Source organism: Sphingomonas sp. NPDC079357 (genome assembly GCF_044901155.1).
In the GTDB taxonomy this organism is placed as follows: Bacteria; Pseudomonadota; Alphaproteobacteria; order Sphingomonadales; family Sphingomonadaceae; genus Sphingomonas.
The window spans coordinates 1,492,144-1,517,717 of the sequence record NZ_JBJDOM010000001.1 but is presented as its reverse complement, the minus strand read 5'-3'; the positions used below and the strand labels follow the sequence as shown (position 1 = coordinate 1,517,717).

Annotated in this window: 24 protein-coding genes; 15 read left to right on the top strand and 9 right to left on the bottom strand. The window is 68.2% G+C overall.

Going from position 1 to position 25,574, the window contains the following annotated elements:
- Positions 1-36 precede the first annotated feature (36 nt).
- Positions 37-2,193 (top strand): M3 family metallopeptidase, encoded by a 2,157-nt coding sequence (locus ACI2JO_RS07070; protein ID WP_404719984.1) that lies wholly within the window; start codon positions 37-39, stop codon positions 2,191-2,193.
- Between the two features lie 123 nt (positions 2,194-2,316).
- Here the strand turns inward: ACI2JO_RS07070 and ACI2JO_RS07065 are convergent, their stop codons facing one another.
- Positions 2,317-2,595, bottom strand: a complete 279-nt coding sequence (locus tag ACI2JO_RS07065; protein WP_404719983.1) for a GNAT family N-acetyltransferase — start codon at positions 2,593-2,595, stop codon at positions 2,317-2,319.
- Positions 2,592-2,762, bottom strand: a complete 171-nt coding sequence (locus tag ACI2JO_RS07060) for a hypothetical protein (RefSeq protein ID WP_404719982.1) — start codon at positions 2,760-2,762, stop codon at positions 2,592-2,594. Before ACI2JO_RS07060 ends, ACI2JO_RS07065 begins: the two co-directional genes overlap by 4 nt.
- Positions 2,763-2,870: 108 nt before the next feature.
- Here ACI2JO_RS07060 and recQ point away from each other — a divergent pair, with 108 nt between their 5' ends.
- The 3 genes from recQ to ACI2JO_RS07045 are packed head-to-tail and all read left to right on the top strand — an operon-like array spanning position 2,871 to position 5,505.
- The gene (gene recQ / locus ACI2JO_RS07055) at positions 2,871-4,640 is read left to right on the top strand and encodes a DNA helicase RecQ (RefSeq protein WP_404719981.1); all 1,770 of its coding nucleotides are present in this window, start codon (positions 2,871-2,873) and stop codon (positions 4,638-4,640) included.
- Positions 4,641-4,684: 44 nt separating this feature from the next.
- Positions 4,685-5,113, top strand: a complete 429-nt coding sequence (locus ACI2JO_RS07050) for a TIGR01244 family sulfur transferase (protein WP_404719980.1) — start codon at positions 4,685-4,687, stop codon at positions 5,111-5,113.
- A gap of 5 nt (positions 5,114-5,118) precedes the next feature.
- Positions 5,119-5,505 carry a hypothetical protein gene (locus ACI2JO_RS07045; protein WP_404719979.1) on the top strand — a complete coding sequence of 129 codons (387 nt, stop codon included), beginning with the start codon at positions 5,119-5,121 and terminating at the stop codon, positions 5,503-5,505.
- Between the two features lie 128 nt (positions 5,506-5,633).
- Here ACI2JO_RS07045 and ACI2JO_RS07040 read toward each other — a convergent pair whose 3' ends face one another.
- Positions 5,634-6,521 (bottom strand): LOG family protein, encoded by an 888-nt coding sequence (locus ACI2JO_RS07040; RefSeq protein ID WP_404719978.1) that lies wholly within the window; start codon positions 6,519-6,521, stop codon positions 5,634-5,636.
- A gap of 38 nt (positions 6,522-6,559) precedes the next feature.
- Positions 6,560-7,228, bottom strand: coding sequence for an extensin family protein (locus tag ACI2JO_RS07035; RefSeq protein WP_404720344.1), 669 nt, complete (start codon positions 7,226-7,228; stop codon positions 6,560-6,562).
- 171 nt (positions 7,229-7,399) lie between these two features.
- On the opposite strand from ACI2JO_RS07035, the gene ACI2JO_RS07030 reads away from it, so the two are divergent.
- The 4 genes from ACI2JO_RS07030 (at position 7,400) to ACI2JO_RS07015 (ending at position 12,881) form a co-directional block, all read left to right on the top strand.
- On the top strand, positions 7,400-8,554 hold the full coding sequence (locus tag ACI2JO_RS07030; RefSeq protein WP_404719977.1) for a phosphoserine transaminase: 1,155 nt from the start codon (positions 7,400-7,402) through the stop codon (positions 8,552-8,554).
- Positions 8,555-8,681: 127 nt separating this feature from the next.
- Complete coding sequence (serA, locus tag ACI2JO_RS07025; protein ID WP_404719976.1) at positions 8,682-10,259, top strand: phosphoglycerate dehydrogenase; 1,578 nt, start codon at positions 8,682-8,684, stop codon at positions 10,257-10,259.
- A 40-nt stretch (positions 10,260-10,299) separates the two neighbouring features.
- Positions 10,300-11,400 carry an ATP phosphoribosyltransferase regulatory subunit gene (locus ACI2JO_RS07020; protein WP_404719975.1) on the top strand — a complete coding sequence of 367 codons (1,101 nt, stop codon included), beginning with the start codon at positions 10,300-10,302 and terminating at the stop codon, positions 11,398-11,400.
- Between the two features lie 191 nt (positions 11,401-11,591).
- Positions 11,592-12,881, top strand: coding sequence for an adenylosuccinate synthase (locus ACI2JO_RS07015; RefSeq protein WP_404719974.1), 1,290 nt, complete (start codon positions 11,592-11,594; stop codon positions 12,879-12,881).
- A gap of 88 nt (positions 12,882-12,969) precedes the next feature.
- Here ACI2JO_RS07015 and ACI2JO_RS07010 read toward each other — a convergent pair whose 3' ends face one another.
- The 4 genes from ACI2JO_RS07010 to ACI2JO_RS06995 all read right to left on the bottom strand — a co-directional run bounded on the left by ACI2JO_RS07010 (position 12,970) and on the right by ACI2JO_RS06995 (position 18,385).
- Positions 12,970-13,416: a hypothetical protein gene (locus tag ACI2JO_RS07010; protein WP_404719973.1), complete on the bottom strand. Its 447-nt coding sequence runs from the start codon at positions 13,414-13,416 to the stop codon at positions 12,970-12,972.
- A gap of 76 nt (positions 13,417-13,492) precedes the next feature.
- Positions 13,493-14,569, bottom strand: coding sequence for a chorismate synthase (gene aroC / locus ACI2JO_RS07005; protein WP_404719972.1), 1,077 nt, complete (start codon positions 14,567-14,569; stop codon positions 13,493-13,495).
- A gap of 173 nt (positions 14,570-14,742) precedes the next feature.
- The gene (locus ACI2JO_RS07000; RefSeq protein WP_404719971.1) at positions 14,743-16,320 is read right to left on the bottom strand and encodes a cisplatin damage response ATP-dependent DNA ligase; all 1,578 of its coding nucleotides are present in this window, start codon (positions 16,318-16,320) and stop codon (positions 14,743-14,745) included.
- A 1-nt stretch (position 16,321) separates the two neighbouring features.
- Positions 16,322-18,385, bottom strand: a complete 2,064-nt coding sequence (locus tag ACI2JO_RS06995) for an AsmA family protein (RefSeq protein ID WP_404719970.1) — start codon at positions 18,383-18,385, stop codon at positions 16,322-16,324.
- 179 nt (positions 18,386-18,564) lie between these two features.
- Between ACI2JO_RS06995 and rpmI the strand changes: the two genes are divergently transcribed.
- From rpmI to ACI2JO_RS06965, 6 genes are all read left to right on the top strand, one after another.
- The gene (gene rpmI, locus ACI2JO_RS06990) at positions 18,565-18,768 is read left to right on the top strand and encodes a 50S ribosomal protein L35 (protein WP_028967242.1); all 204 of its coding nucleotides are present in this window, start codon (positions 18,565-18,567) and stop codon (positions 18,766-18,768) included.
- 17 nt (positions 18,769-18,785) lie between these two features.
- Entirely contained in the window at positions 18,786-19,151 is a 366-nt protein-coding gene (rplT, locus tag ACI2JO_RS06985; RefSeq protein ID WP_159753934.1) for a 50S ribosomal protein L20, read from the top strand.
- A gap of 251 nt (positions 19,152-19,402) precedes the next feature.
- Complete coding sequence (locus tag ACI2JO_RS06980; RefSeq protein ID WP_404720343.1) at positions 19,403-19,714, top strand: GIY-YIG nuclease family protein; 312 nt, start codon at positions 19,403-19,405, stop codon at positions 19,712-19,714.
- A 4-nt stretch (positions 19,715-19,718) separates the two neighbouring features.
- Entirely contained in the window at positions 19,719-20,819 is a 1,101-nt protein-coding gene (gene pheS, locus ACI2JO_RS06975) for a phenylalanine--tRNA ligase subunit alpha (RefSeq protein ID WP_404719969.1), read from the top strand.
- A gap of 57 nt (positions 20,820-20,876) precedes the next feature.
- Positions 20,877-23,240, top strand: coding sequence for a phenylalanine--tRNA ligase subunit beta (gene pheT / locus ACI2JO_RS06970; protein ID WP_404719968.1), 2,364 nt, complete (start codon positions 20,877-20,879; stop codon positions 23,238-23,240).
- Positions 23,233-24,111 (top strand): aldose 1-epimerase family protein, encoded by an 879-nt coding sequence (locus ACI2JO_RS06965; RefSeq protein ID WP_404719967.1) that lies wholly within the window; start codon positions 23,233-23,235, stop codon positions 24,109-24,111. Before pheT ends, ACI2JO_RS06965 begins: the two co-directional genes overlap by 8 nt.
- Positions 24,112-24,163: 52 nt before the next feature.
- Here ACI2JO_RS06965 and ACI2JO_RS06960 read toward each other — a convergent pair whose 3' ends face one another.
- Positions 24,164-24,613 carry a hypothetical protein gene (locus ACI2JO_RS06960; RefSeq protein ID WP_404719966.1) on the bottom strand — a complete coding sequence of 150 codons (450 nt, stop codon included), beginning with the start codon at positions 24,611-24,613 and terminating at the stop codon, positions 24,164-24,166.
- A gap of 88 nt (positions 24,614-24,701) precedes the next feature.
- Here ACI2JO_RS06960 and ACI2JO_RS06955 point away from each other — a divergent pair, with 88 nt between their 5' ends.
- The gene (locus ACI2JO_RS06955; RefSeq protein ID WP_404719965.1) at positions 24,702-25,496 is read left to right on the top strand and encodes a ThuA domain-containing protein; all 795 of its coding nucleotides are present in this window, start codon (positions 24,702-24,704) and stop codon (positions 25,494-25,496) included.
- Positions 25,497-25,574 lie beyond the last annotated feature (78 nt).

The window sequence follows — 25,574 nt, the reverse complement described above, 5'->3', positions numbered from 1 at the left end:
ATCACCGCGCGCAAGTTACGATCCCGAGGAGTTCCGATGCGTTTGCCCTTCGCCGCCGTCCTGTTGACCGCGATGACGACCTCTGCCGCCGTGCCGATCGCCGCCGCCGCGCAGACCCCCGCGCCGCTGCCCGCCACCAATCCGTTCGCGAAGCCGAGCACGCTCCCGTTCGAAGCGCCGCCGTTCGACCGGATCAAGGACACCGACTATCAGCCGGCGCTCGAGGCCGGGATGGCCGAGCAGCTCGCCGAGGTGAACAACATCGTCCGCGTCCGCTCGATGCCGACGTTCGACAATACGATCGCGGCGCTGGAGCGTTCGGGCCGGCTGCTGGAGCGTGCCGCGCTCGCCTTCTACGGCGTCAACGGCGCGAACACCAACGACGTGCTCCAGAAGACGCAGGAGGTGCTCGCGCCCAAGTTCGCGGCGCATCAGGACGCGATCCAGCTCAACCCGCAGCTCTTCGCGCGCGTCCGCACGCTGTACGACGCGCGGCAGACGCTGAAACTGACGCCCGAGCAATTGCAGGTGCTGACGCTGACCTATGAAAATATGGTCCGTGCCGGTGCCAAGCTGTCGCCCGCCGACAAGACGAAGCTGAGCGCGCTCAACGCGCAGCTCTCCACGCTGGAGACGGCGTTCCAGCAGAAGCTGCTCGCCGCCGCCAAGGCCGGCGCGCTGGTCGTCGATGACCGTGCCAAGCTGGCCGGGCTGTCAGAGGCGGAGATCGCCGCCGCCGCCGATGCCGCCAAGGAGCGCGGGCTGGCGGGCAAGTACGTCCTGAAGCTCCAGAACACCACCGAGCAGCCGGCGCTCGCCTCGCTGACGGATCGGTCGACGCGCGAGGCGCTGTTCAACGCCAGCTGGACGCGCGCCGAAAAGGGCGATGCGAACGACACGCGCGCGACGATCAGCCAGCTCGCCGAGTTGCGCGCGCAGAAGGCGAAGCTGCTCGGCTTCGCGACCTGGGCCGATTACGTGCTGTCCGACCAGATGGCGAAGAACCCGACCACCGCACTCGGCTTCATGCAGCAGCTCGGCAAGCCGGTCGGCGCCGAACAGCGCCGCGAGGCAGCCGAATTGCAGCAGCAGATCAAGGCCGAGGGCGGCAACTTCCAGCTCAAGCCGTGGGATTGGGATCTCTATTCGGAGAAGCTGCGCAAGGCGAAGTACGACCTGAACCAGGACGAGCTGAAGCCGTATTTCGAGATCAACAAGGTGCTGACCGACGGCGTCTTCTATGCCGCCAACCAGCTGTACGGCATCACCTTCAAGCGCCGCACCGACATTCCCGTCTATCAGCCGGACGTGATGGTCTATGAGGTGTCGGAGGAGAACGGTACGCCGATCGGGCTGATGTATTTCGACTATTGGAAGCGCGACAACAAGAACGGCGGCGCGTGGATGTCGAACTTCGTCAACCAGTCGAAGCTGCTCGGCACCAAGCCGGTGATCTACAACGTCGGCAATTTCACCAAGCCGGCGGCAGGGCAGCCAGCGCTGATCACCTTCGACGACGTGACGACGATGTTCCACGAGTTCGGCCATGCACTGCATGGGCTGTTCGCGAACCAGACCTATCCGTCGGTATCGGGCACCAACACCGCGCGCGACTTCGTCGAGTTCCCGTCGCAGTTCAACGAGCATTGGGCGCTCGATCCCAAGGTGCTGCCGCATTATGCGGTCAATCGCGAGGGGCAGGTGATCCCGCCCGCGCTGGTCGCCAAGATCAAGCGTGCCGCGACGTTCAACACCGGCAGCAGCTTCGGGCAGGCGCTGGCGGCGGCGGAGCTGGACATGAGCTGGCATTCGCTGCCGGCGAGCGCCGGGCGGCAGGACGTCAATGTCTTCGAGCCGAAGGCGCTGGCGGCGACCGGGCTCGACACCGACGACGTGCCGCCGCGCTACCGGTCGAGCTATTTCCTCCACATCTGGGGGAATGGCTATTCGGCGGGCTATTACGCCTATCAGTGGACCAAGATGCTCGACGCGAACGCTTATGCATGGTTCGAGAATCACGGCGGGCTGACGCGCGCCAACGGGCAACGCTTCCGCGACATGATCCTGTCGAAGGGCCACACCGAGGATTATGCGCCGATGTTCCGCGCCTTCAACGGCAAGGACCCGGAAGTCGGGCCGCTGCTCCACGATCTGGGGCTGAACGCCGACGGGAGCCGCGTTGCGGCGGAATAACCCGCGATCTTCTGGACCCCGGCGACGGCCGGGGTCCAGGTACGGAACGATCGTAACGGCGCGCCGTGCTCCGTTACTCCGGCCTTCCCAACTGGGCTCCGGCCTTCGCCGGGGTACAGAAGCCTACGCCAGCAAGTCGCGCGTCTCGGGGTGTTTTTCTATATACGCCCGAACAAACGGGCATTGCGGCACCACCTTGAGCCCGCGGTCGCGCACGATGTCGAGCGCGCCGCGGATCAGCTTGCTGCCGACACCGCGACCCTCGATCTCGGGTGGCACGACGGTGTGCGTGAAGACGATCGTCGCGCCTTCCAGCTGATAGGCCGCAACCGCGCGCTGGCCATCCACCTCGAGCGTAAACTCCTGCTCTGAGCGCTGATCCTTTACCCGCTCCACGCTCATCGCGCTGCCGCCGGCAGCTCGGGCGGGGCGTCGATGCCCTTGGCGGCGGGCGCGATCGGGCGGGGCTTGTCGGCCTGACTCTCGGTGTCAGGGGCGCGGCGCTCGCACGCCGACAGCGCGGTCGCCGCCGCAAAGGTGAACAGGGCCAGATTGGGGCGCACGCGCATCGCGATCTTTCGGCAAGCTTATGGTTCGCGCATTACGCGCCAGCGTCGTCCGCCGTTCCCACCCCCGGTTGCGGAAGCCGCCCCGCGCGCCTAGGTGCGCCCTTGCACATGGCGCGCGATCCGCTTCCCGACCTCCACCGCATCTTCGGCTTTCCTGCGTTCCGCGGCGTGCAGGAGCAGGTGGTGACGCGCGTGCTGGCCGGTGAGCGGACGCTGGCGGTGATGCCGACCGGTGCGGGCAAGTCGCTCTGCTACCAACTGCCCTCGGCGATGCTGGAGGGGACGTGCGTCGTCGTCAGCCCGCTGATCGCGCTGATGCACGACCAACTGCGCGCCGCGACGGCAGTCGGCCTACGCGCCGCGACGCTGACCAGCGTCGACGAGAACAAGGCCGAGACGCGCGGGCGCTACCTCGATGGCGAGCTGGACCTGCTGTACGTCGCGCCCGAACGCGCCTCGACCGCAGACTTTCGTGATCTGCTGACGCGCGGCCGGCCGGCGCTGTTCGCGATCGACGAGGCGCATTGCGTCAGCGAATGGGGGCACGACTTCCGCCCCGACTATCGCCTGTTACGCCCGCTGCTCGACACGTTCGCGGACGTGCCGCGGCTCGCGCTGACCGCGACTGCCGACGCGCATACCCGCGCGGACATCCTCGAACAGCTCGGCATCCCGCACGAGGGGATGATCGTCGCCGGCTTCGATCGCCCGAACATTCGCTATACGATCCGCCCCAAGGACAACAGCACGCGCCAGATCGCCGACGTCGTGCGCGACACGCCCGGACCCGGCATTGTCTACGTCCAGACCCGCGCCGCGACCGAGAAGATGGCCGCGCAGCTGACGCAGATCACCGGTCGCCCGGTGCGCGCGTACCACGCCGGGCTCGATCCGGCGGTGCGCGCGAAGAACCAGGCCGATTTCGTCGCGTCCGAGGACATGGTGATGTGCGCGACGGTCGCGTTCGGGATGGGGATCGACAAGCCCGACGTCCGCTTCGTCGCGCATGCCGGGCTGCCCAAGTCGATCGAGGCCTATTATCAGGAGACCGGCCGCGCCGGGCGCGATGGCGATCCGGCGGTCGCGCATCTGTTCTGGGGCGCGGAGGATTTCGCGCGCGCGCGCCAGCGGATCGGCGAGGTCGAGCCGCAGCGCCAGCCCGGCGAGCGCCAGCGGCTGGCAGCGCTGGGCGCTTTGGTCGAGACTGCCGGGTGCCGCCGCGCGATCCTGCTGCGTCACTTCGGCGAGCATCCGCCCGAGACGTGCGGCAATTGCGACAATTGCCTGTCGCCTCCTGCGGCGATCGACGCGACCGAGACCGCGCGCAAATATCTGTCGGCGGTGTTCCGCACCGGGCAGATGTTCGGCGCGACCTACATCGAGGAAGTGCTGACCGGAAAGTCGAGCGAGCGCAGCCTGATGAACGGGCATGAGGCGCTGTCGGTGTGGAACATCGTCGACGGCACCGAGGTCGCGATGCTCAAGCCGGTCGGGCGCGCGCTGCTGCTCAAGGATGCGCTGCGCACCAATCCGCACGGTGGGCTGGAGTTCGGCCCGGCGGCGCGGGCGCTGCTGAAAGGTGAGGCGACGCTGGCGCTGGTCGAACCGCCCAAGCGTGAGCGGCGGCGGCGTGGCGCCGGAGCGGCGGACAATCCGGTCGACGATCCGCTGTTCGAGGCGTTGCGCGCCACCCGTCGCGAACTGGCCAAGGAGGCGGGCGTACCGCCGTACGTCATCTTCCACGATTCGGCGCTGCGCGAGATGGTGGCGCTGCGCCCGACCTCGCTCGCCGCGCTGGGGCGGATCGCCGGGATCGGGCAGCGCAAGCTCGACGCTTATGGTCAGGCGTTCCTCGACACGTTGCGTGCGCACGGCTGACGTTTCCGGCTGACGACCGGGCCGCGATTGGCTACGGAAGCGCGATGCTTCGCCCTCTCGATCCGACGATCGCGGTCGCTCCGCAGATCAGCCCCGATGATGTCCCCGCGATCGCCGCCGCCGGTTATGTCGCGATCGTCAACAACCGCCCGGATGGCGAGGAGCCCGGCCAGCCCGATGGCGACGCGATCCGCGTCGCGGCCGAGGCGGCGGGGCTCGCCTATACCGCGATCCCGATCACCCATGCCGGCTTTTCGCGCCCGCAGGTCGATGCGATGCGCGACGCGCTGGCGGCGGCGAACGGGCCGGTGCTGGCCTATTGCCGCTCGGGCACGCGCTCCTGCAACCTCTGGGCGCTCGCGCGCGCCGCGCAGGGCGACGATGCGGAGGCATTGACCGCCAAGGCCGTACAGGCCGGCTACGACCTGCGTGGTCTGCGCCCGGCGATGGACGCGGTTGCGCACGCGGGCTGAGGCCGGTGCGACTGGCGGCGCTGCTCGGCCTTGGCCGCCCGGAGCGCTTGATCCATACGATCGATGAGGCGATCGAGGCGGTGGCGGAGGCCATGCCCGGCTTCGTGGCATTCGATGCCGCGATCGGCGACGATGGCCGCGCCGCGCTGACGATCGATGCGACCGGGCGGCTCGGGCTTGTCGTCGCGCGCGGCGCGCGGGTGCGCGGGCGTGAGGTGCAATGGCCGATGCTGCGCCAGATCGACGGCGGGATCGTGATCGAAACGCGCGACCGGCGCTTCGGCGCGGTGGTGCTCAACCGGCTGACCGCGGTCGACATCCGCCGGCTGGGGATGCCGCCGCTGCCCCAACGCGAGCCGGCCGAGATCGTGTACGAGCCCGCGGCGGCGTAGCGGCGATCATTTCGTCATTCCCGCGCAGGCGGAAATCCAGAACTTCTGACGTCGCGACTCTTGCGAGCACCTGCGCGGCTGAGTCCCCGCCTGCGCGGGGATGACGGCGGCGGCGAGGGGCTCCCGGTCTACTTCCCCGCCGCCTCGCGCGCCGCCTGCCGATCGCGATAGAATTGCTGGACCACCGCCCAGCCTTCCGCCGCGCTTTCGACATAGCGGAAGATGCCGAGATCGCGCTCCGACACCACGCCTTCCTCGACCAACGCCTCGAAGTTGATGACGCGCTCCCAGAACTCGCGCCCGAACAGCAGCACCGGGATCGGCTCGACCTTGCCGGTCTGGATCAGCGTCAGCAGCTCGAACAATTCGTCGAACGTCCCGAACCCGCCCGGGAACGCGGCCAGCGCGCGCGCGTGAAGCAGGAAGTGCATCTTGCGCAGCGCAAAATAGTGGAATTGCGTCGAAAGCGCCGGGGTGACGTAGGGGTTGGGCGCCTGTTCGTGCGGCAGGACGATGTTCAGCCCGATCGATTCGGCATGGACATCCGCCGCGCCACGATTGGCCGCCTCCATGATCGAAGGACCGCCGCCCGAACAGACCACGAAATGCCGCTTCCCCGCCTCGTCGCGAGGAAAGTTCGAGCAGAGCTGCGCCAGCTCGCGCGCCATGTCGTAATATTTGCTCTTGTCGACCAGACGCTGCGCGATCTTGCGGCTCTTCTCGTCGGTGGCGAGGTCGAGCAGCGCCTGCGCCTTGGCCGGCTCGGGAATTCGCGCTGAGCCGTAGAAGACGAACGTCGAGCCGATGTGCGCTTCCTCGAAGATCAACTGCGTCTTGAGCAGTTCGAGCTGGAAGCGGACCGGGCGGAGATCCTCGCGCAGCAGGAAGTCCATGTCCTGAAAGGCGAGCCGATAGGCCGGGCTCTCGGTCTGCGGGGTGGAGACGTTGGTCTTGGCGACCTCGGCATCCTGCTTGGCACGCGGAAAGACGCGGCTCGGTACTCTGGTATCACTCATTTATCGTGAGATAGAACGCCACTGTGACACTCGCAAGATTAGCGGCAGAAGCGCGCGCTATCGTCCTCCAGATGCAGATGATCGCGATGCACCGCATTGTAATCGGGCGATAGCACCGTTCCGAAGCGCCGGCACGCCGAGGTGTGGACGACCTTGAGGAACTCCCGCACCGCCGGATCGGAAGAGTTCCAGTCGCGCAGGATCGAGATGCGTCGCCCGTCCTTCAGCTCGAACGCGCCAATGTCGATTGCGTTGGCGATCGCGTGGCCCGAACGGCGCGCCGGGCCGCGGGTGCCGACGGTGTTGCGGCAGGCATAGCTGCCCATGCTGACGACGCGCGACAGTTCAGACCCGAGAATCTGATAGGCGGCGGGGGCGACGCCGTTGCGCGCCCACCCGGCATAGGCGCGCGCCGCGCCGCAGCGCACCGCGCCCAGGTTGGCGGTCGGCACGCCGATATCGAGCAGCTTGACCGTTCCCGTCAGCCCGCACCCGCCTCCGAAATCCTTGTCGGGCAGCGGCTGGAAATCGACCCCCAGCGCGCGCAAGTCGGCGAGACACTGGCGCGTCTCGCGCGCGGAGGGCAGCTCGACGCGGGCGCGTTGCGTCGGCACGGCGGGTCGCTCGGTGCGCCCGCAGCCGGCGAGCGCGAGCGCCACCACCAACGCCCTGCCGGACCGGCACTCACGCACACTCGCCTTCCGCATCGCGCCGGTGTGCGCCACGCCGCCGCTGCCGACAAGGGTGGGAGGACGAAGGGACTCGGCGGTACGACGACCCGAGCAATCCATGTTGCCAGATCGCGAACCCGCCGCTAGGGCCATCGACGGGCCACGCGGTCCCAACGCCGCGCGTGCTCTCTGTAAGGAGAGACAGACATGACTGATTCGACTGCCGCCGACGCTACCCTTGCGCCGACGAAGCCCGCCACCAAGCCGGCGCGTCCGCATTTCTCGTCCGGCCCGTGCGCCAAGCCCCCGGGCTATGATCCCGCCAAGCTCGCGACCGACGTCCTCGGACGTTCGCACCGCTCGAAGCTCGGCAAGCAGCGGCTGCAATATTGCATCGACCTGATGCGCGAATCGCTTAACCTGCCCGACACGCACCGCATCGGCATCGTCCCCGGTTCCGACACCGGCGCGTATGAGATGGCGATGTGGACGATGCTCGGCGCGCGCCCTGTCACCGCGCTGGCATGGGAAAGCTTCGGCGAGGGCTGGGTGACCGACGCGGTCAAGCAGCTGAAGATCGACCCGACCGTCATTCGCGCCGATTACGGGCAGCTGCCCGATTTGCAGCAGATCGACTGGTCGAACGACGTGCTGTTCACCTGGAACGGCACCACCAGCGGCGTGCGCGTGCCGAACGGCGACTGGATCCCCGACGACCGCGCCGGGCTGAGCTTCGCCGATGCGACCAGCGGCGTGTTCGCCTACGACCTGCCGTGGGACAAGATCGACGTCGCGACGTTCAGCTGGCAGAAGGTGCTGGGCGGCGAGGGCGGGCACGGCGTGCTGATCCTCGGTCCGCGCGCGGTCGAGCGGCTGGAAAGCTATACCCCGGCGTGGCCGCTCCCCAAGGTGTTCCGCCTCGTCTCCAAGGGCAAGCTCGCCGAGGGCGTGTTCAAGGGCGAGACGATCAACACGCCGTCGATGCTGGCGGTCGAGGATGCGATCTGGGCGCTCGAGTGGGCCAAGGGGCTCGGCAAGGGTGGGCTGATCGCGCGCTCCGACGCGAACGCCGCCGCGCTCGACCGGATCGTCGCCGAGCGCGACTGGCTCGGGCATCTCGCCGAAGACGAAGCCTCGCGCTCGAAGACCAGCGTGTGCCTGACCGTCGAGGGCGCCGACGCGGACTTCATCAAGAAGTTCGCCGCGCTGCTCGAAAAGGAAGACGCCGCCTATGACGTCGCGGGCTATCGCGACGCGCCCGCCGGGCTGCGCATCTGGTGCGGCGCCACCGTCGACACCGCCGATATCGAGGCGCTCGGGCCATGGCTCGACTGGGCCTACGCGACCGCGAAGGCGGCCTGATCCTTTACTTCGTCATTCCTGCGAAGGTGGGAATCCAGACACGCAGGTCGTCGATAGAGCCGCAACGTCAGAGGTTCTGGATCCCCGCCTTCGCGGGGATGACGGCCGTTTCCGAAAGGGAATGCACATGCCCAAGGTACTGATTTCCGACAAGATGGACCCGCGCGCTGCCGAGATCTTCCGCGAACGCGGGGTCGAGGTCGACGTGATCACCGGCAAGACCCCCGACGAGCTGAAGGCGATCATCGGCGACTATGACGGGCTCGCGATCCGCAGCTCGACCAAGGTCACCAAGGAGATCCTCGAACACGCCACCAACCTGAAGGTCGTCGGCCGCGCCGGGATCGGCGTCGACAATGTCGACATCCCCGCCGCCTCCGCCAAGGGCGTGGTCGTGATGAACACGCCGTTCGGCAATTCAATCACCACCGCCGAACACGCGATCGCGCTGATGTTCGCGCTCGCACGCCAGCTGCCCGAGGCCGATGCCTCGACGCAGGCCGGCAAGTGGGAGAAGAACCGCTTCATGGGTGTCGAGGTCACCGGCAAGACGCTGGGGCTGATCGGCGCGGGCAACATTGGCTCGATCGTTGCCGATCGCGCGCTGGGGCTGAAGATGAAGGTCGTCGCCTTCGACCCGTTCCTGACCGAGGAGCGTGCGGTCGAATTGGGCGTGACCAAGGTGACGCTCGACGAACTGCTGGCGCGCGCCGACTTCATCACGCTGCACACGCCGCTCACCGACCAGACCCGCAACATCCTGTCGGCCGAGAACCTCGCCAAGACCAAGAAGGGCGTGCGGATCGTCAATTGCGCGCGCGGCGGGCTGATCGACGAGGCGGCGCTCAAGGAAGGGCTCGATTCGGGGCATATCGCGGGCGCGGCGCTCGACGTGTTCGTGCAGGAGCCGGCCAAGGAAAGCCCGCTGTTCGGCACCCCCAACTTCGTCTCCACCCCGCATCTCGGCGCGTCGACCACCGAGGCGCAGGTCAACGTCGCGATCCAGGTCGCCGAGCAGATGGCCGATTATCTGGTCTCGGGCGGCGTCACCAACGCGCTCAACGTCCCGAGCCTGTCGGCCGAGGAAGCGCCGAAGCTGCGCCCCTACATGGGGCTGGCGGAGAAGCTCGGCTCGCTGGTCGGGCAGCTCGCGACCGGCGCGATCGACCGCGTGTCGATCCACCGCGAGGGCGCGGCGGCGGACCTCAATCCCAAGCCGCTGACCAGCGCGGTGCTGACCGGCTTCCTGCGCCAGCAGACCGACACGGTGAACATGGTCAATGCGCCCGTACTGGCGCGCGACCGCGGCATGGAAGTGCGCGAGATCCGCACCGAGCGCGAGGGCGATTACCACACGCTGCTGCGCGTCGCGGTCCGCACCGCCGACGGCGAGCGCTCGGTGGCGGGCACGTTGTTCGGCGACAGCGCGCCGCGGCTGGTCGAGCTGTTCGGGATCAAGGTCGAGGCCGACCTGACCGGCGCGATGCTGTACGTCGTCAACGAGGACGCGCCGGGCTTCATCGGCCGGATCGGCACGCTGCTGGGTGAGGCCGGGGTCAACATCGGCACCTTCCACCTCGGTCGTCGCGAGGCGGGCGGCGAGGCGGTGCTGCTGCTGTCGGTCGACCAGCCGGTCGATGCGGCGCTGCTCGCACAGGTCAAGGCGCTGCCGGGCGTGAAGACCGCGATGGGGCTGTCGTTCTGAAACAGTTGTCAGCCCTCTGTCCGCGCGGCAGAGGGCTGGCATGACCGCGCTTCTGCCCGAAGGTCTTCGTGACCGCCTGCCGCCCTTCGCCGATGCCGCCGCCGCGATCGAGGCGCGGGTGCTCGCCGCGATCGGTGCGCATGGCTATGAGCGCGTCGATCCGCCGCTCGCCGAATTCGCCGACGGGCTCGGCACGCGGCTGAAGGCGGGGGCGCTGCATGATGCGGTGCGCTTCGTCGATCCGGTGTCGCAGCGGACGCTGGCGATCCGCCCCGACCTGACCGCGCAGGTCGCGCGGATCGCCGCGACGCGGATGGGGCACCACCCGCGCCCGGTTCGGCTGAGCTATGCCGGCGCGGTGCTCAAGCTGCGCGCCAGCCAATTGTCGCCGGCGCGCGAGACGCGACAGATCGGCGCGGAACTGTTCGGGCTCGACTCGGTCGCCGCCGCGCAGGAGGTCGTCACCGTCGCGATCGACGCGCTGGAGGCGGCGGGGGTGACGCACGGGTCGATCGACTTCACGCTCCCCGATCTCGTCGATATGCTCGCCGCCGGGCCGTTGCCGATCGCGCCCGAGGCGCTGGACGTGCTCCGCCAGCGGCTGGACGCCAAGGATGCGGGCGGGGTCGCGGCGATCGCACCCGACTATCTTCCACTGATCGAAGCCGCCGGCCCGTTCGATCAGGCGCTGGCCCGGCTGCGCGCGTTCGATCGCGCGGGCGTGCTGGCGACGCGGCTCGATGGACTGGCGGCGATTGCCGCGGCGGTCGGCGACCGTGTGGCGATGACGCTCGACCCGACCGAGCGGCATGGCTTCGAATATCAGACGTGGCTCGGCTTCTCGCTGTTCGCTGGCGGGTCGGGGACGGAAATCGGGCGCGGCGGCACCTATACGGTCGTTCATGAAGGCGGCGCCGAGGAAGCAGCGACCGGCTTCTCGCTCTATGCCGACCGCTTGCTCGGCGATCCGCCGGTGCACGACCGCCGCCGGCTGTTCCTCCCGCTCGGCACGCCGACGGGCGAGGCGGCGCGGCTGCGCGCGGCAGGCTGGGTGACGGTCGCGGCACTGACGGCGGGCGACACGCCCGAGGCGCAGGTCTGCACGCATCTGTATTCGGACGGGGACGCGCGGGCGTTGTAGGCCAAGAAGCGGCGGTGTTCCGCGCGTTTTTGAATGCTTGACGAGGCCGGGCATGACGTCGTGGTTGCCTTCCACGGTTGACCCGCTCCCGCCCGCCCGCTACCCGCGCCACCGACATTCCTGAACCGCCCGCGTGCCGAGTCCTGTCGAAGGGCGCGCGGGTTCGCAGCGGCAGGCGGGGAATCGCATCCATGGCAAATGTGGCAGTCATCGGCGCGCAATGGGGCGACGAGGGCAAGGGCAAGATCGTCGACTGGCTGGCGGAGCGCGCCGACATGGTCGTCCGCTTCCAGGGCGGGCACAACGCCGGGCATACGTTGGTGGTCGGCGAGAACGTCTACAAGCTCTCGCTGCTCCCCTCGGGGATCGTGCGCGGCACGCCGTCGGTGATCGGCAACGGCGTGGTGCTCGATCCGTGGGCGCTAAAGGCGGAGATCGAGCGGCTGGGCGCACAGGGCGTCATTGCCACGCCCGAGACGCTGCGCATCGCCGACAATTGCGCGCTGATCCTGCCCTTCCACCGCGATCTCGACGGGTTGCGCGAGGATGCGAGCGGCGCGGGCAAGATCGGCACCACGCGGCGCGGGATCGGCCCCGCCTATGAGGACAAGGTCGGCCGCCGCGCGATCCGCGTCTGCGATCTGGCGCATCTCGACGATCTCGGGCCGCAGCTCGACCGGCTGACCGCGCATCACGACGCGTTGCGCGCCGGGTTCGGCGAGTCGCCGATCGACCGCGATGCTTTGGTCGCCGAGCTGCGCGCGATCGCGGACTTCGTGCTCCAGTTCGCGCGGCCGGTATGGCGCGACCTGAACCTCGCCAAGGAAGCCGGCAAGCGTATCCTGTTCGAAGGCGCGCAGGGCGTGCTGCTCGACATCGACCATGGCACCTACCCGTTCGTCACCTCGTCGAACACGATCGCGGGCAGCGCGGCGGGCGGCTCGGGGCTCGGACCGGCGGCGGTCGGCTTCGTGCTGGGGATCGCCAAGGCGTACACTACGCGCGTCGGTTCGGGGCCGTTCCCGACCGAGCTGGAGGACGAAACCGGCGAGCGGCTCGGCACGCGCGGGCATGAGTTCGGCACCGTCACCGGTCGCAAGCGCCGCTGTGGCTGGTTCGACGCGGTGCTGGTGCGGCAATCGGCGGCGGTGGGCGGGATCACCGGGATCGCGCTGACCAAGATCGACGTGCTCGACGGGTTCGAGGAAGTGAAGATCTGCACCGGCTACCGGCTGCGCGGCGAGGTGATCGATTATTACCCGGCCCACGCGGCGGATCAGGCGCTGGTCGAGCCGGTCTACGAAACGATGCCGGGCTGGCAGGAGTCGACGGCGGGCGCGCGGAGCTGGGCCGATCTGCCCGCGCAGGCGATCAAGTACATTCGCCGCGTCGAGGAATTGATCCGCTGCCCGGTGGCACTGGTGTCGACCAGCCCGGAGCGCGCCGACACGATCCTCGTGCGCGATCCGTTCGCGGATTGAGGAATTACAAACGGCGACGAAAGCACGCTTCCGTCGCCGTTTGCTTGAGCTGTCTTCCCGGGCCGTGCCCGGGCAGACGAGGAGACGCTTAGTTGCGCGGCCCCGGCTGGGTAGCGGTGCCCGCGGCGCCGCCCTGCGGCAGCTGGTCCGGCGGGGTGTTCGTGGCCTCGGTCGGCTGCCCCTGCTGCGGCTGGCCCATCGTCGTGCGCGAGTTAGTCACCGCGTCCGGGCCGGTCGTCGTCGTGCTGTTGGTTCGCGCACGGCGCGACGAGCGCATCTTCGTCGTGGTGGTGCGATCGGTCGAGGTGCTCGGCATCGTCGTCTGCGGCGATGTTGTCATCGGGTCCATCGTGGAGCCGCCCATCGTGCCACCGGGCTGCTGACCCATGGTCCCGCCCATCGTGCCACCGGGCTGCATCGTGCCACCCATCGTTCCGCCGGTCTGGCCCATCGTGCCTCCGGCGCCGGTCGTCTGCGCCACTGCGGCAACGGGAAGCAACAGGGCAGCGGCGGTCATCGCGATATAGGTACGCATCGAACCTCTCCTTATGTGGAATGGCTCGTCAACGATGCGCGAACGCCGAACGTTCCTGACAATCGGCGGAGGTCGCCTAGTTGATGCCACACTGGGCGCGATGGAGCAACGCCTGGTCGGCCAGTACCAGCGCGACCATCGCCTCCACCACCGGCACGCCGCGGATGCCGACGCATGGGTCGTGCCGGCCCTTGGTCATCACCTCGGTCGCGATGCCGTCGCGGGTGATGCTGGGAACGGGCGTGAGGATCGAGCTGGTCGGTTTGAACGCGACACGCACGCGCACCGGCTGCCCGGTCGCGATCCCGCCCGCGATCCCGCCGGCATGGTTGGCGAGGAAGTCGGGCGTGCCGTCCGCGCCGGGGCGCATCGGATCGGCGTTCTGCTCGCCCGACAGCGCCGCCGCCGCGAAACCGTCGCCGATCTCGACGCCCTTGACCGCATTGATCGACATGCACGCGGCGGCCAGTTCGCTGTCGAGCTTGGCATAGAGCGGCGCGCCCCAGCCCGCCGGCACCCCGGTCGCCTCGCACGCGATGACCGCGCCCAGCGACGAGCCGGCCTTGCGTGCGGCGTCCATCTTCGCTTCCCAGCGCGCGACGGCACCGGCATCGGGGCAGAAGAACGGGTTGGCATCGATCTGCGCATCGTCGAACGCGGCATAGTCGATCGCGTCGCCGCCGATCGCCTCGACCCACGCGCGGATGCGGACCTGCGGCACCACCGCGCGCGCCACCGCCCCCGCCGCGACCCGCGCCGCGGTCTCGCGCGCCGACGAGCGCCCGCCACCGCGATAGTCGCGGAAGCCGTATTTGGCGTCATAGGCGTAATCAGCATGGCCGGGGCGATAGGCCTGCGCGATCGCCGAATAATCCTTCGAGCGCTGGTCGACATTCTCGATCATCAGGCTGATCGGCGTGCCGGTGGTGCGGCCCTCGAACACACCCGAGAGGATGCGGACCTGATCGGGCTCCTGCCGCTGCGTCGTGAAGCGCGACTGGCCGGGGCGGCGGCGGTCGAGCCACGGCTGGATATCGGCCTCGGTCAGCGCGATCCCCGGCGGGCACCCGTCGACCACCGCGCCGAGCGCCGGTCCGTGGCTCTCGCCCCAGGTGGTCAAACGGAAGACGCGGCCGAAGGTGTTGAAGCTCATGGAGGCGCGCTTTGCCAGAAGCGCGGGGCGGGGGACAGACCCTCTCCCGTCATTCCCCCGCACCCTCCCGTCATTCCCGCAAAGGCGGGAATCCAGACGCGCAGGTCTATCGATAAGAGCGAAACGTCGGAGGTTCTGGATTCCCGCCTACGCGGGAATGACGGAGCGGCGGGTCAGGTCACCAGCTTCTTCAGCCCGGCCAGCGTATCCGCCTCCGCCGCGGGCTTGTCGGTCCTGATCCGGGCGATCCGTGGGAAGCGCATCGCCAGCCCGGACTTGTGCCGCTTCGATTCGTGGATCGAATCGAACGCGATTTCCAGCACCAGCGTCTTCTCGACCTCACGCACCGGGCCGAAGCGGTTGAGCGTATGCTGGCGCACGAAGCGGTCGAGCTGCGCGATCTCCTGGTCGGTGATCCCCTGATAGGCCTTGCCGACCGGCAGCAGCTCGCCGTCCTCGGTCCAGCAGCCGAAGGTATAATCGCTGTACCAGCTCGACCGCCGGCCGTTGCCGCGCTGCGCGTACATCATCACGCAATCGGCGGTCAGCGGATCGCGCTTCCATTTGTACCACAGCCCGGTGCGCCGCCCCGCCACATAGGGCGAATCGCGGCGCTTGAGCATCATGCCCTCGATCGCCGCATCGCGCGCGCCGGAGCGGATGCCCTCAAGCGCCGTAAAGTCGTCCGCTTCGATGACGCGGCTGAGATCGAAGCGCTCGGGGTCGAGCCGCGCGGCGAACGCCTCCAGCCGCACACGCCGCTCGGTCCATGGCAGCGCGCGCAGATCCTCGGCGCCGTCGAACAATATGTCGTAGAGCCGCACGAACGCGGGTGCCTCCGCCAGCATCTTCGCCGACACGACCTTGCGCCCGAGCCGCTGTTGCAGCGCGTTGAAACTCGCCGCCTCGCCGCCCTGAAAGTCGCCCTTCACCATCAACTCGCCATCGACAACGCCATGTGTCGCGAACGCGGCGGCGACATCGGGAAAGGCGCGCGTCACATCGTCGCCGGTGCGGCTGTAGAGCCGCGTCTCACCCGCGACGTGAACCAGCTGGACGCGGATGCCGTCCCACTTCCATTCCGCCGCATAGTCCGCGAGATCGACGCGCAAATCCTCCAGCGGATGCGCCAGCATGAACGGGCGGAAAACCGGCACATCGGCGGCGGTGGGCTGGGCGCCGGTGCCCTCTGCCCAGGCAAACAGCGTCGGGTAGGGCGGCTCCAGCCCGTGCCAGACTTCCTCGACCGCCTCGACGTCGAGCCCGAACGCATCCGCCAGCGCCTGTTTGGCGAGCCGCGACGACACCCCGACGCGCAAGCCCCCGGTCGCCATCTTGAGCAACGCAAAACGCTCCTCGGCGTCCGACTGGTCGAGCATCGCGGCAAGCGCTGCCGGTGCATCCGAGCGCGAGAGATGCGCGAGCCGGTCGACGACGTTCGCGACCGTCAGCGGCGCGGCAGTTTCCGGCGGGTGATCGGGTTCCGGCCACAGCAGCGCTACCGTTTCGGCGGTATCGCCGACATAGTCGCGGCTCATCCGGAACAGCACCGGATCGACCCGCGACTCGACCAGCGCGCGAATCACCGCCGGCTTGACCCCGGGCAGGTCGAGCTCGCCGGTCAGCGCCGCCATCGCCCAGCCGCGATCGGGATCGGGCGTCTCGCGCAGATAATCACCGATCAGCTTGAGCTTGGCATTGCGCGAGCGGGTGTAGATCAATGCGTCGAGCAGGGCGGCGAAGGCGTGCACGTCAGAAGATGCCGAGGAATTTCTTGCGCTTGGCCCCCTCGACCTTGCCGTCGCCGACGTCCTTGCGCGGCTTGCCATCCTTGTCGCGTTGCGCGGCGGCAGGCTTGGCGGCGAGCACCGGTCCGCATTGTGCCGCCTTGGCATCGCCCGGATCGACGAACGCCAGCAGTGCGGCGACCGGAGTCGCGACGATCGCCAGCCCCAGCCCCGCCCCGGCGCGTGCCACGAGCTGCGGCGAGATCACGTTGAGCGACGGCGACGCAAAATATCCGCTGATCCCGACCGGCGACTGGCCGGAAAACAGGCTGAACTTCTTGGCGTCGGCGCGGAAGGCGAGATCGAGCGCCTCGCTCCTGAAGCTGAAGCCGCCGTTGCCGAGGATCACGTTCTTCCTGGTGTCGATCAGGATCGGGTCGGTCGCCGCGACCCCATTGCGGACGGTGAAGGCGACCAGCCCGCAATTGATCTGCACTGGCTCCTTCAGCTCCTGCTCGAACATCTTCTGGATGAACACGCCGAGGTCGATCTCGGCGAGCTGGACGTTGCGGGTCCACAGACTGCCGTTCGGGATCACGAAGGCGATGCGGCCATTGGCGGTCGAGAGCGAATCATGGATCGTATCGCCGCGTCCCTTCAACTCGATGCGCCCGCGGATCGTGCCGCTCGTCCCCGACTCAGCGACGCCATAACCGGCAAGCAATTGTCCTAATGGTGTGGGCGCAAGCCGCACGTCATAGCTGACTGCGCTGGGCCGCTGGCGCGTGTCGAACACGCTGTCGGTGGCGAGCTTGCCGCGCGCCATCGTCATCGTCAGCGGCGACAGCGCCAGCCGTCCGCGCTCAAGATCGAGCTTCAGGTCGATGTCGGCGATCGGCAGCCGCTTCGACCGGACGCGATCGATATGCCATATCAGATCGGCGTCGAAGCGCTGCATCGTCGCGATCGGCAGTGCGGCGTCGGGCAGGATGCGCGCAGGCGCGGCACCGGTCGCGGCGGCGGCGGCGATCGCGCCCTTGGTCGCGACGATGTCCGGGTTGAAGCCGATGAACGGCGCGGCATCGATGATGTCGAGCTGGCGAGTGGTCAGTTGCGAATCGAGGTGGAGCCGCTCGCGGTTGGCGATCGTCAGCTGCCCGCGCACGTCGCTGTCGCCGAACGTGCCGCGCAGATGCGTGAAGCGATATTCCGGTCCGCTCTGCACGAGTTGCGCGCGCAGCCGGTAGGTGCGCGTGTTCGGGATCGCCACGCCGATGATGTCGAGCAACGTCGCAAGATTGCGCCCGCGTGCCTGAACCGCCAGCGGCACGTCCTCGAACGCCGCGATGCTCGGCAGTGTCCCCGCCACGTCGATGACGTTCCCCGCCGCCCGCGCACGCATCACCAGCTCGTTCTTGCCGCGCGCGACGGTGGCGTCGGGCGACAGCAGACGCGCGACGACGGTGAACGGCGTGCCGCGCAACCGCCCGCCGCCGTCGAGCCCAACCGCCTGCCCGATCCGTGCGTCGGTCGACCGAATCGTGTCCAGTTTGACATCGGCGAGCAGTTGCAGGCGCGGGTCGAGATAGCGAACCTGTGTGCCGGTGACGGTCGCGCGGTCGATGCGCGGCAACTCGAGCGGCTTGCCGCCCTTCTTCTCGCTGAACGTCCAGCTGTTATGATCGTGCGCGTTGGTCCATTCGAGATCGACCGCGCCGTTGGTCAGGTCGAGCCAGTAAAGCCGGCGCTTGCCGAACAGCAGCGACAGCGGCGCGATGCGTGTGTCGATCCGGTCGGCGGTGAACAGGTAAGGCCGCGTCGCCCACGCCGGGTTCGCAATCGCAAGCTTCTCGGCATAGAATTTGATCCTGAGCGGCGCGAAATAGAGCTGGAAGTCGCCGCCGACCGTCACCTGCCGGTTGGTCAGCCCGCCGACGACACGCTCGAACGTGCCCTTCAGGAACCGGCCCTTGGTGACGAACAGCACCAGCCAGACCGCCGCCAGCGTCGCCAGCAACACCAACGCGACATTGCGCGCAATGCGCCGCCAGCGCAATTTGGTCTGCGGCGCGGGTGCGGTCGTTGCCATCGCGGTACAATCGCAAGATCGCGGCGCGGGTTCCCTGCACCTGCTTCCCCTCGGTGGTTGCTTTCCAAGCATCATCTCGCTATGCGGCCCGCTTCCGAGCGATCGGCGGATACGGACGGCCCGGCCAACGAGGGCTGCCGCGGCCGTCTCAGTCGATTCGCGCAGCAGAAAGGATGAAAATGCCCAAGCTCAAGACCAAGAGTGGCGTGAAAAAGCGCTTCAAGCTGACGGCCACCGGCCTTCTCAAGCACGGCGTTGCTGGCAAGCGCCACCGCCTGATGAGCCACAACGCCAAGTACATTCGCCAGAACCGCCGCACCAAGGTGCTGTCGAAGGCCGACACCGCCGCGGTGAAGGCCTGGGCGCCCTACGGTCTCAGCTGAGCGAGAAGGAATAAGATATGGCACGCGTCAAGCGGGGCGTAACCACTCGCGCCAAGCACAAGAACATCCTGGAACAGGCCAAGGGCTATCGCGGTCGTCGCAAGAACACGATCCGCGTCGCCCGTCAGGCGGTCGAAAAGGCCGGCCAGTACGCCTATCGCGACCGCAAGGTTAAGAAGCGCACCTTCCGTGGTCTGTGGATCCAGCGCATCAACGCCGGCGTCCGCGCCGAGGGTCTGACCTATTCGCAGTTCATGCACGGCCTGAAGCTGGCGGGCGTCGAACTCGACCGGAAGGTCCTGGCCGACATCGCGATGCACGAGGGTGAGGCGTTCGCCGCCATCATCGCGCAGGCGAAGGCGGCTCTCCCGCAGGCCGCCTGATCGCGGACGGCCCGTGCCTGCGACAGCAGGCGCGGGACTCGTCACGGCGGGCAGCGGGTCGGCAACGCCGATCCGTCTGACGGCGTGACAGATGAGGTATGAGAAGGGCGTCGGTGGCAGCACCGGCGCCCTTCTTCTTGTTGTCATCCCCGCGCAGGCGGGGATCCAGACGCGCAGGTTCATCAATAGAAGCGCAGGCGTCAGAGGTTCTGGATTCCCGCATGCGCGGGAATGACGAAAAGGGGCGGGGAATGGAGCGGCAACCGTGCGTCTATATCCTCGCCAGCCGCCCTCACGGCACGCTCTACATCGGCGTCACCTCGAACCTGCTCGCGCGCCTCATCCAGCATCGCGACGGCACCTTGGAGGGCTTCACCTCACGCTATCACGTAACCCGCCTCGTCTGGTACGAAACCGCCGATACGATGGAGGCCGCGATCCAGCGCGAGAAGCAACTGAAGAAATGGAATCGCGACTGGAAGCTGCGGCTGATCGAGGAAACGAACCCGCAATGGCTGGACTTGGCGGCGAGTCTCGGCTTGGACGGCACGCATGACGGATAACACGATGACCGACACCGACGACCTCAAGACCCACCTGCTCGTCGCGATCGAGGCCTCCGCCTCGCTCGATGCGCTGGAGGCGGTCCGGGTCGATGCGCTGGGCAAGCAGGGGCGCGTCACGCAGCTGCTCAAGACGATGGGTGCGCTCTCCCCCGAAGAACGCCAGACGCGCGGGCCCGCGATCCACGGGCTGCGCGAGGCGGTGACCAGTGCGATCGCGGCGCGCAAAGGCCATCTGGAGCAGGTCGCGCTCGACAGGCAACTCGCCAGCGAGGCGCTCGACATGACGCTGCCCGCCGACGCACCGCTCGCCGGCACCGTCCATCCGGTCAGTCAGGTGATGGACGAGCTGGCGGAGATCTTCGCCGACCTCGGCTTCGCGGTCGCGAGCGGGCCGGAGATGGAGACCGACTGGCACAATTTCGGCGCGCTCAACATCCCGGAGACGCATCCGGCGCGCGCGATGCATGACACCTTCTACCTCGCCGGGCGGGAGGACAGCGATCCCAACGACCGCGAGACGCCGCGCGTCCTGCGCACGCATACCTCGCCGGTGCAGATCCGCACGATGCTGGCCAACAAGCCGCCGATCCGGATCATCGCGCCGGGGCGCACCTATCGCTCCGACAGCGATGCGACGCACACGCCGATGTTCCATCAGGTCGAGGGGCTGGTGATCGACAAGGGCATCACGCTCGGCCATCTGAAATGGACGCTGGAGACGTTCCTCAAGGCGTTCTTCGAGCGCGACGACATCGTGCTCCGCCTGCGCCCCAGCTATTTCCCGTTCACCGAGCCGTCGGCGGAGGTCGACGTCGGCTATTCGGTGGTCAAGGGCAAGCGCGTGATCGGCGGGTCGGAAGGCTGGATGGAAGTGCTGGGCAGCGGCATGGTCCACCCGAAGGTGATCGAAGCGTGCGGGCTCGATCCCGAGGAGTGGCAGGGCTTTGCGTTCGGCTGCGGGATCGACCGGCTGGCGATGCTGAAATACGGCATGGACGATCTGCGCCCGTTCTTCGACGGCGATATCCGCTGGCTGAAACATTACGGGTTCAGCGCGCTCGACGTGCCGACCCTGTCGGGGGGCGTCGGGACGCCGGCCTGATCCTCGCCACGGCTACAGACATTCAGGCCCCCGCGGGCGGGGGCGACGGGAAGTAAAATGAAATTCACGCTCTCCTGGCTCAAGGACCATCTCGAAACGACCGCATCGCTTGACGAGATCGTGGTCGCGCTCACCAACATCGGGCTGGAGGTGGAGGGCGTCACCGACCCCGCTGCCAAATTGAACGGCTTCACCGTCGCGCGCGTGCTCACCGCCGAACGCCACCCGCAGGCCGACAAGTTGCAGGTGCTGTCGGTCGATGCCGGAGACGGGCCGTTGCAGGTGGTGTGCGGCGCGCCCAACGCGCGCGCCGGGCTGGTCGGCGTGTTCGGCAAGCCGGGCGCAACAGTCCCGGCGAACGGCATGGTGCTCAAGGTCGCAGGCATTCGCGGCGTCGAATCGAACGGCATGATGTGCTCGACCCGCGAGCTGGAACTGGGCGAGGACCACGACGGGATCATCGAACTGCCCGACGACGCGCCGGTCGGCACCGCCTTCGCCGATTATGCCGGGCTCGGCGATCCGGTGATCGAGGTGTCGGTGACGCCCAACAAGCAGGATTGCATGGGCGTCCACGGCATCGCGCGCGATCTGGCGGCGGCGGGCCTCGGTACTTTGGTGCCGCCGACCGTGCCCGAGGTCGTGGGCGAAGGCGCCGGGCCCGACGTGCGGATCGAGGATGCGGCGGGCTGCCCGGCATTCTTCGCGCAAGGTGTGCGCGGCCTCACCAACGGCGCCGCGCCGGAGTGGATGACCAAGCGGCTGCGCGCGATCGGGCAGAAGCCGATCTCGACGCTGGTCGACATCACCAATTACCTGACGGTCGATCTCGGCCGCCCGCTGCACGTCTACGACAAGGCGAAGCTGTCGGGCGGGCTGGTCGCGCGTCAGGCGCGCGACGGCGAAACGGTTGAGGCGCTCAACGGCAAGACCTACACGCTGTCGGCGGGGATGACCGTCATCGCCGACGATGTCGCGGTGCACGATATCGGCGGGATCATGGGCGGCGCGCATTCGGGCGTGTCGGATACGACCACCGACGTCGTCATCGAATGCGCCTATTTCACCCCGGAGGCGATCGCACGCACCGGGCAGAAACTCGCGCTGACCAGCGATGCGCGGCAACGCTTCGAGCGCGGTGTCGACCCGGCGTTCCTCGACGACGGGCTGGCGATCGCGACCTTCCTCGTGCTCGAATATTGCGGCGGCACCGCCAGCGGCGTGACCCGCGCGGGTGAGCCGCCGCTCGGGACGCGCTCCTACGCCTATGACCCGGCGCGCGCCGAAACGCTCGGCGGGCTCGCGGTCGCGCCGGAGCGGCAGCGCGCGATCCTCGAATCGCTCGGCTTCACGGTCGACGACGCATGGAACGTCACCCCGCCGACATGGCGACGCGACGTGGACGGCACCGCCGATCTGGTCGAGGAAGTGATCCGCATCGAAGGGATCGACAAGGTCGCCCCGGTGCCGCTGCCGCGCACCCCCGGCGTCGCCCGTCCGACCGCGACCCCCGAGCAGCGGATCGAGCGCCGCACCCGCCGCGCCGCCGCTGCGCGCGGGCTCGACGAGGCGGTCACGTGGAGCTTCCTCAGCGAGAAACAGGTCGCGCCGTTCAGCGAGGCGGCGTGGCGGCTGGCGAACCCGATCAGCGAGGAGCTGAAGGTGATGCGTCCCTCGCTGCTCCCCGGCCTGCTTTCGGCTGCCGAGCGCAACCTGCGGCAGGGTGTCGAGACGGTGCGGTTGTTCGAGATCGGCCGGCGCTATCTCGCCGAGGGTGAGCGCGCGACGGTCGGCGTGGTGCTCGCGGGCGACAAGCGCGCGCGCGGCTGGCGTGAGGGCAAGGCCGCCGGGTTCGACGCTTATGACGCCAAGGCCGAGGCGCTGGCGCTGCTGGCGGCGGCAGGCGCGCCGGTCGACAATCTGCAGGTAATGGGCGAGGCGGGCGCGGCCTTTCACCCCGGTCGCTCGGGCACGCTGCGGCTCGGGCCGAAGACGGTGCTGGCGGCGTTCGGCGCGGTGCATCCGGCGGTGATGAAGGCGTTCGACCTGGGTGGACAGGTCGCGGCGGTCGAACTGTATCTCGACGCGATCCCCGCCAAACGCGGTTCGGGCTTCATGCGCGCGGCCTATGCGCCGCCCGCGCTCCAGCCGGTGCGCCGCGACTTTGCGTTCCTCGTCCCCGCCGATGTCTCGGCCGAGGCGCTGGTGCGCGCGGTCAAGGGCGCGGACAAGGCGACGATCACCCGCGCGCGCGTCTTCGACGTGTTCACCGGCACCGGCGTCGCCGAGGGGCATAAGTCGGTTGCGGTCGAGGTGGTGCTGCAACCCGCCGAGAAGAGCTTCACCGACGCCGATTTGAAGGCGATCGCCGACAAGGTGGTCGCCGCCGCCGCCAAGCAGGGAGCGCAATTACGTGGCTGATGACTGGATCCGCATTTCGAACGGCACGCTGTCCGCGGCGATCAACCCGCTCGGCGCGGAGCTGTCGTCGCTCACCGACGCCGACGGGCGCGAGCTGATGACCGACGCCGACCCGCGTTTCTGGACTGGGCGTGCCCCGCTGCTGTTCCCGGTGGTCGGGATGACCGCCAGCGGCGCGATCAAGGTCGATGGCGTGTCCTATCCGATCGCCAAGCACGGCTTCGCGCGCCGCAGCGTCTTTTCGGTAATCGAGACGAGCGCCACCCGCGCCGTGTTCGCGTTGACCGACGATCAGGCGACGCGCGCTTCCTATCCGTTCGCGTTCCGACTGGAGGTGGCGTTCGAACTGCGCGACGCGACGCTTGGCATCGAGGTGACGGTCGTGAACCCGGCCGACGCGCCGCTTCCCGCCAGCTTCGGCTTCCACCCCGCCTTCGCCTGGCCGCTGCCCTACGGACAGGACCGCGCCGCGCACCGCATCACGTTCGAGAAGGACGAGCCCGGCGCGCTCAAGGTGATCGCCACCGACGGCACGATCGCTGCGACCGAGCGTCCCTCGCCGCTCGATGGTCCCGTGCTGCACCTCGCCGACGATCTGTTCGCCGACGACGCCTTGGTGTGGGACCCGGTCGCCTCGCAGTCGGTTATTTACGGCGTCGACGGCGCACCGCAGCTCCGTATCGCGTTCCCGGACACGCCGAAGCTCGGCATCTGGACCAAGCCCGGCGCGGCCTATGTGTGCGTCGAGCCGTGGCACGGCATCGCCGACCCCGAAGGCTATGACGGCGAATATCGCGACAAGCCCGGCGTATTCGAGGTGGCGCCGCATGGCGAGCAGCGGATCACGATGAGCGTCACGCTGGTCGACTGACGTAGGGAGCGTTGCCCGAAGGGCCGCGCTTCTTGAGGACGATGATGCAACGCTAATCCGTCATTGCTTCGCAACGCTCGCAATGACGGTCGATGCGTTCAAACCGCATCCACGCCTCAATCGCGGTACAACGACCCCTTGCCGCTGCGGGCGCGCGCCCAGATTCCCCATCGGGCAGGTCGGTTTCCATCAGCTCGACCGGCACACCGCCGTCGTCGATGATCGCGACGCGATAACCGTCGATCGGCTCATAGGGGCCAAGCAGCAGCGTCTCGCCCGCGATCGCCATCGCCAGATCGTCGACCTTGAACGCCGTATGCGGGACGGTGCGGATCAGCGGGTGCAGCGTCGACTCCGGCGTGAAGCGATGCCACTGGATGCGAAAGGCGCCGGGATTGTCGGCGGTGAACATCCCCGCCTTCGCGCTGTAGCTCTCGCCCTCGCGCGGCGTGTCGCATGGGATGCCCATATGGTGGAACTGGTAACGGATGCCCGGCTTCATGCGCCGATCATAGCCGTGCCGCTTCCGCGACCAAAGTCCGCTTCACCTCGGCCACGTCCCCGGCTACGCTAGCCGCAGGAGACGGATGATGCTGAAATCACTGATGATGATTGCGATGTTGGCAGCGGCGCAGGCGCCGGACAATCCGCATCTGCCCGCGCCGGTCGTCGACACCGTCGCGCCGACGCTGCCTGCCGGGCTGAAGGGCGCGGTGCTGATCGTCTCCAAGACCAACGGCTGGCGGCATTTCGAACATATTCCGCATTCCAACGAAGTGCTGGGCGACATCGCCAAGCAGCTCGGCCGCAAGAGCTTTGCGACCGAGAATGCCGCGGTCTTCAACGACCGCGACCTCAGCCACTTCGCGGTCGTGGTGCTCAACAGCGCGAGCGGCAATTTCATGAGCCCCGATCAGCTCGCGGCCTTTGAACGCTTCGTCGCGCGCGGCGGCGGCGTCGTTGCGCTCCACGCCGCGGGTGACGATAGTCACAAGGAGCCGTGGTACGACCGCACCATCATCGGCACGACCTTCATCGGCCACCCCAATGGCGACGATCATATCCAGACCGCGCAGGTGATCGTCGACAAGCCGCAGCATCCGGTGATGGCCGGGGTCGCGCGGACCTTCCCGCTGTCGGACGAATGGTATTCCTTCTCGAACGATCCCGCGACACGCGGCATGACCGTGCTCGCGCGTGTCGACGAGAAGAGCTACCGCGTCGGGGGCAAGCTGGCGATGGGCGCGTCCCACCCGGTGGCGTGGGTCAATCCGCGCGCCAAGGGCCGGGTCTTCTATTCGGCGCTGGGGCACGAGCCGGCGGTCTATGACGATGCCAACGTGCACCGGATGCTGACCAACGCGGTCCGCTGGGCGGCGCGCTGACCCGCAGCGACAGCAAAAGCGATGCCGAATTGCCACGTCGCGCGGCGTGGCGGTTTTTTTCTGCACGGGAATGTTGCA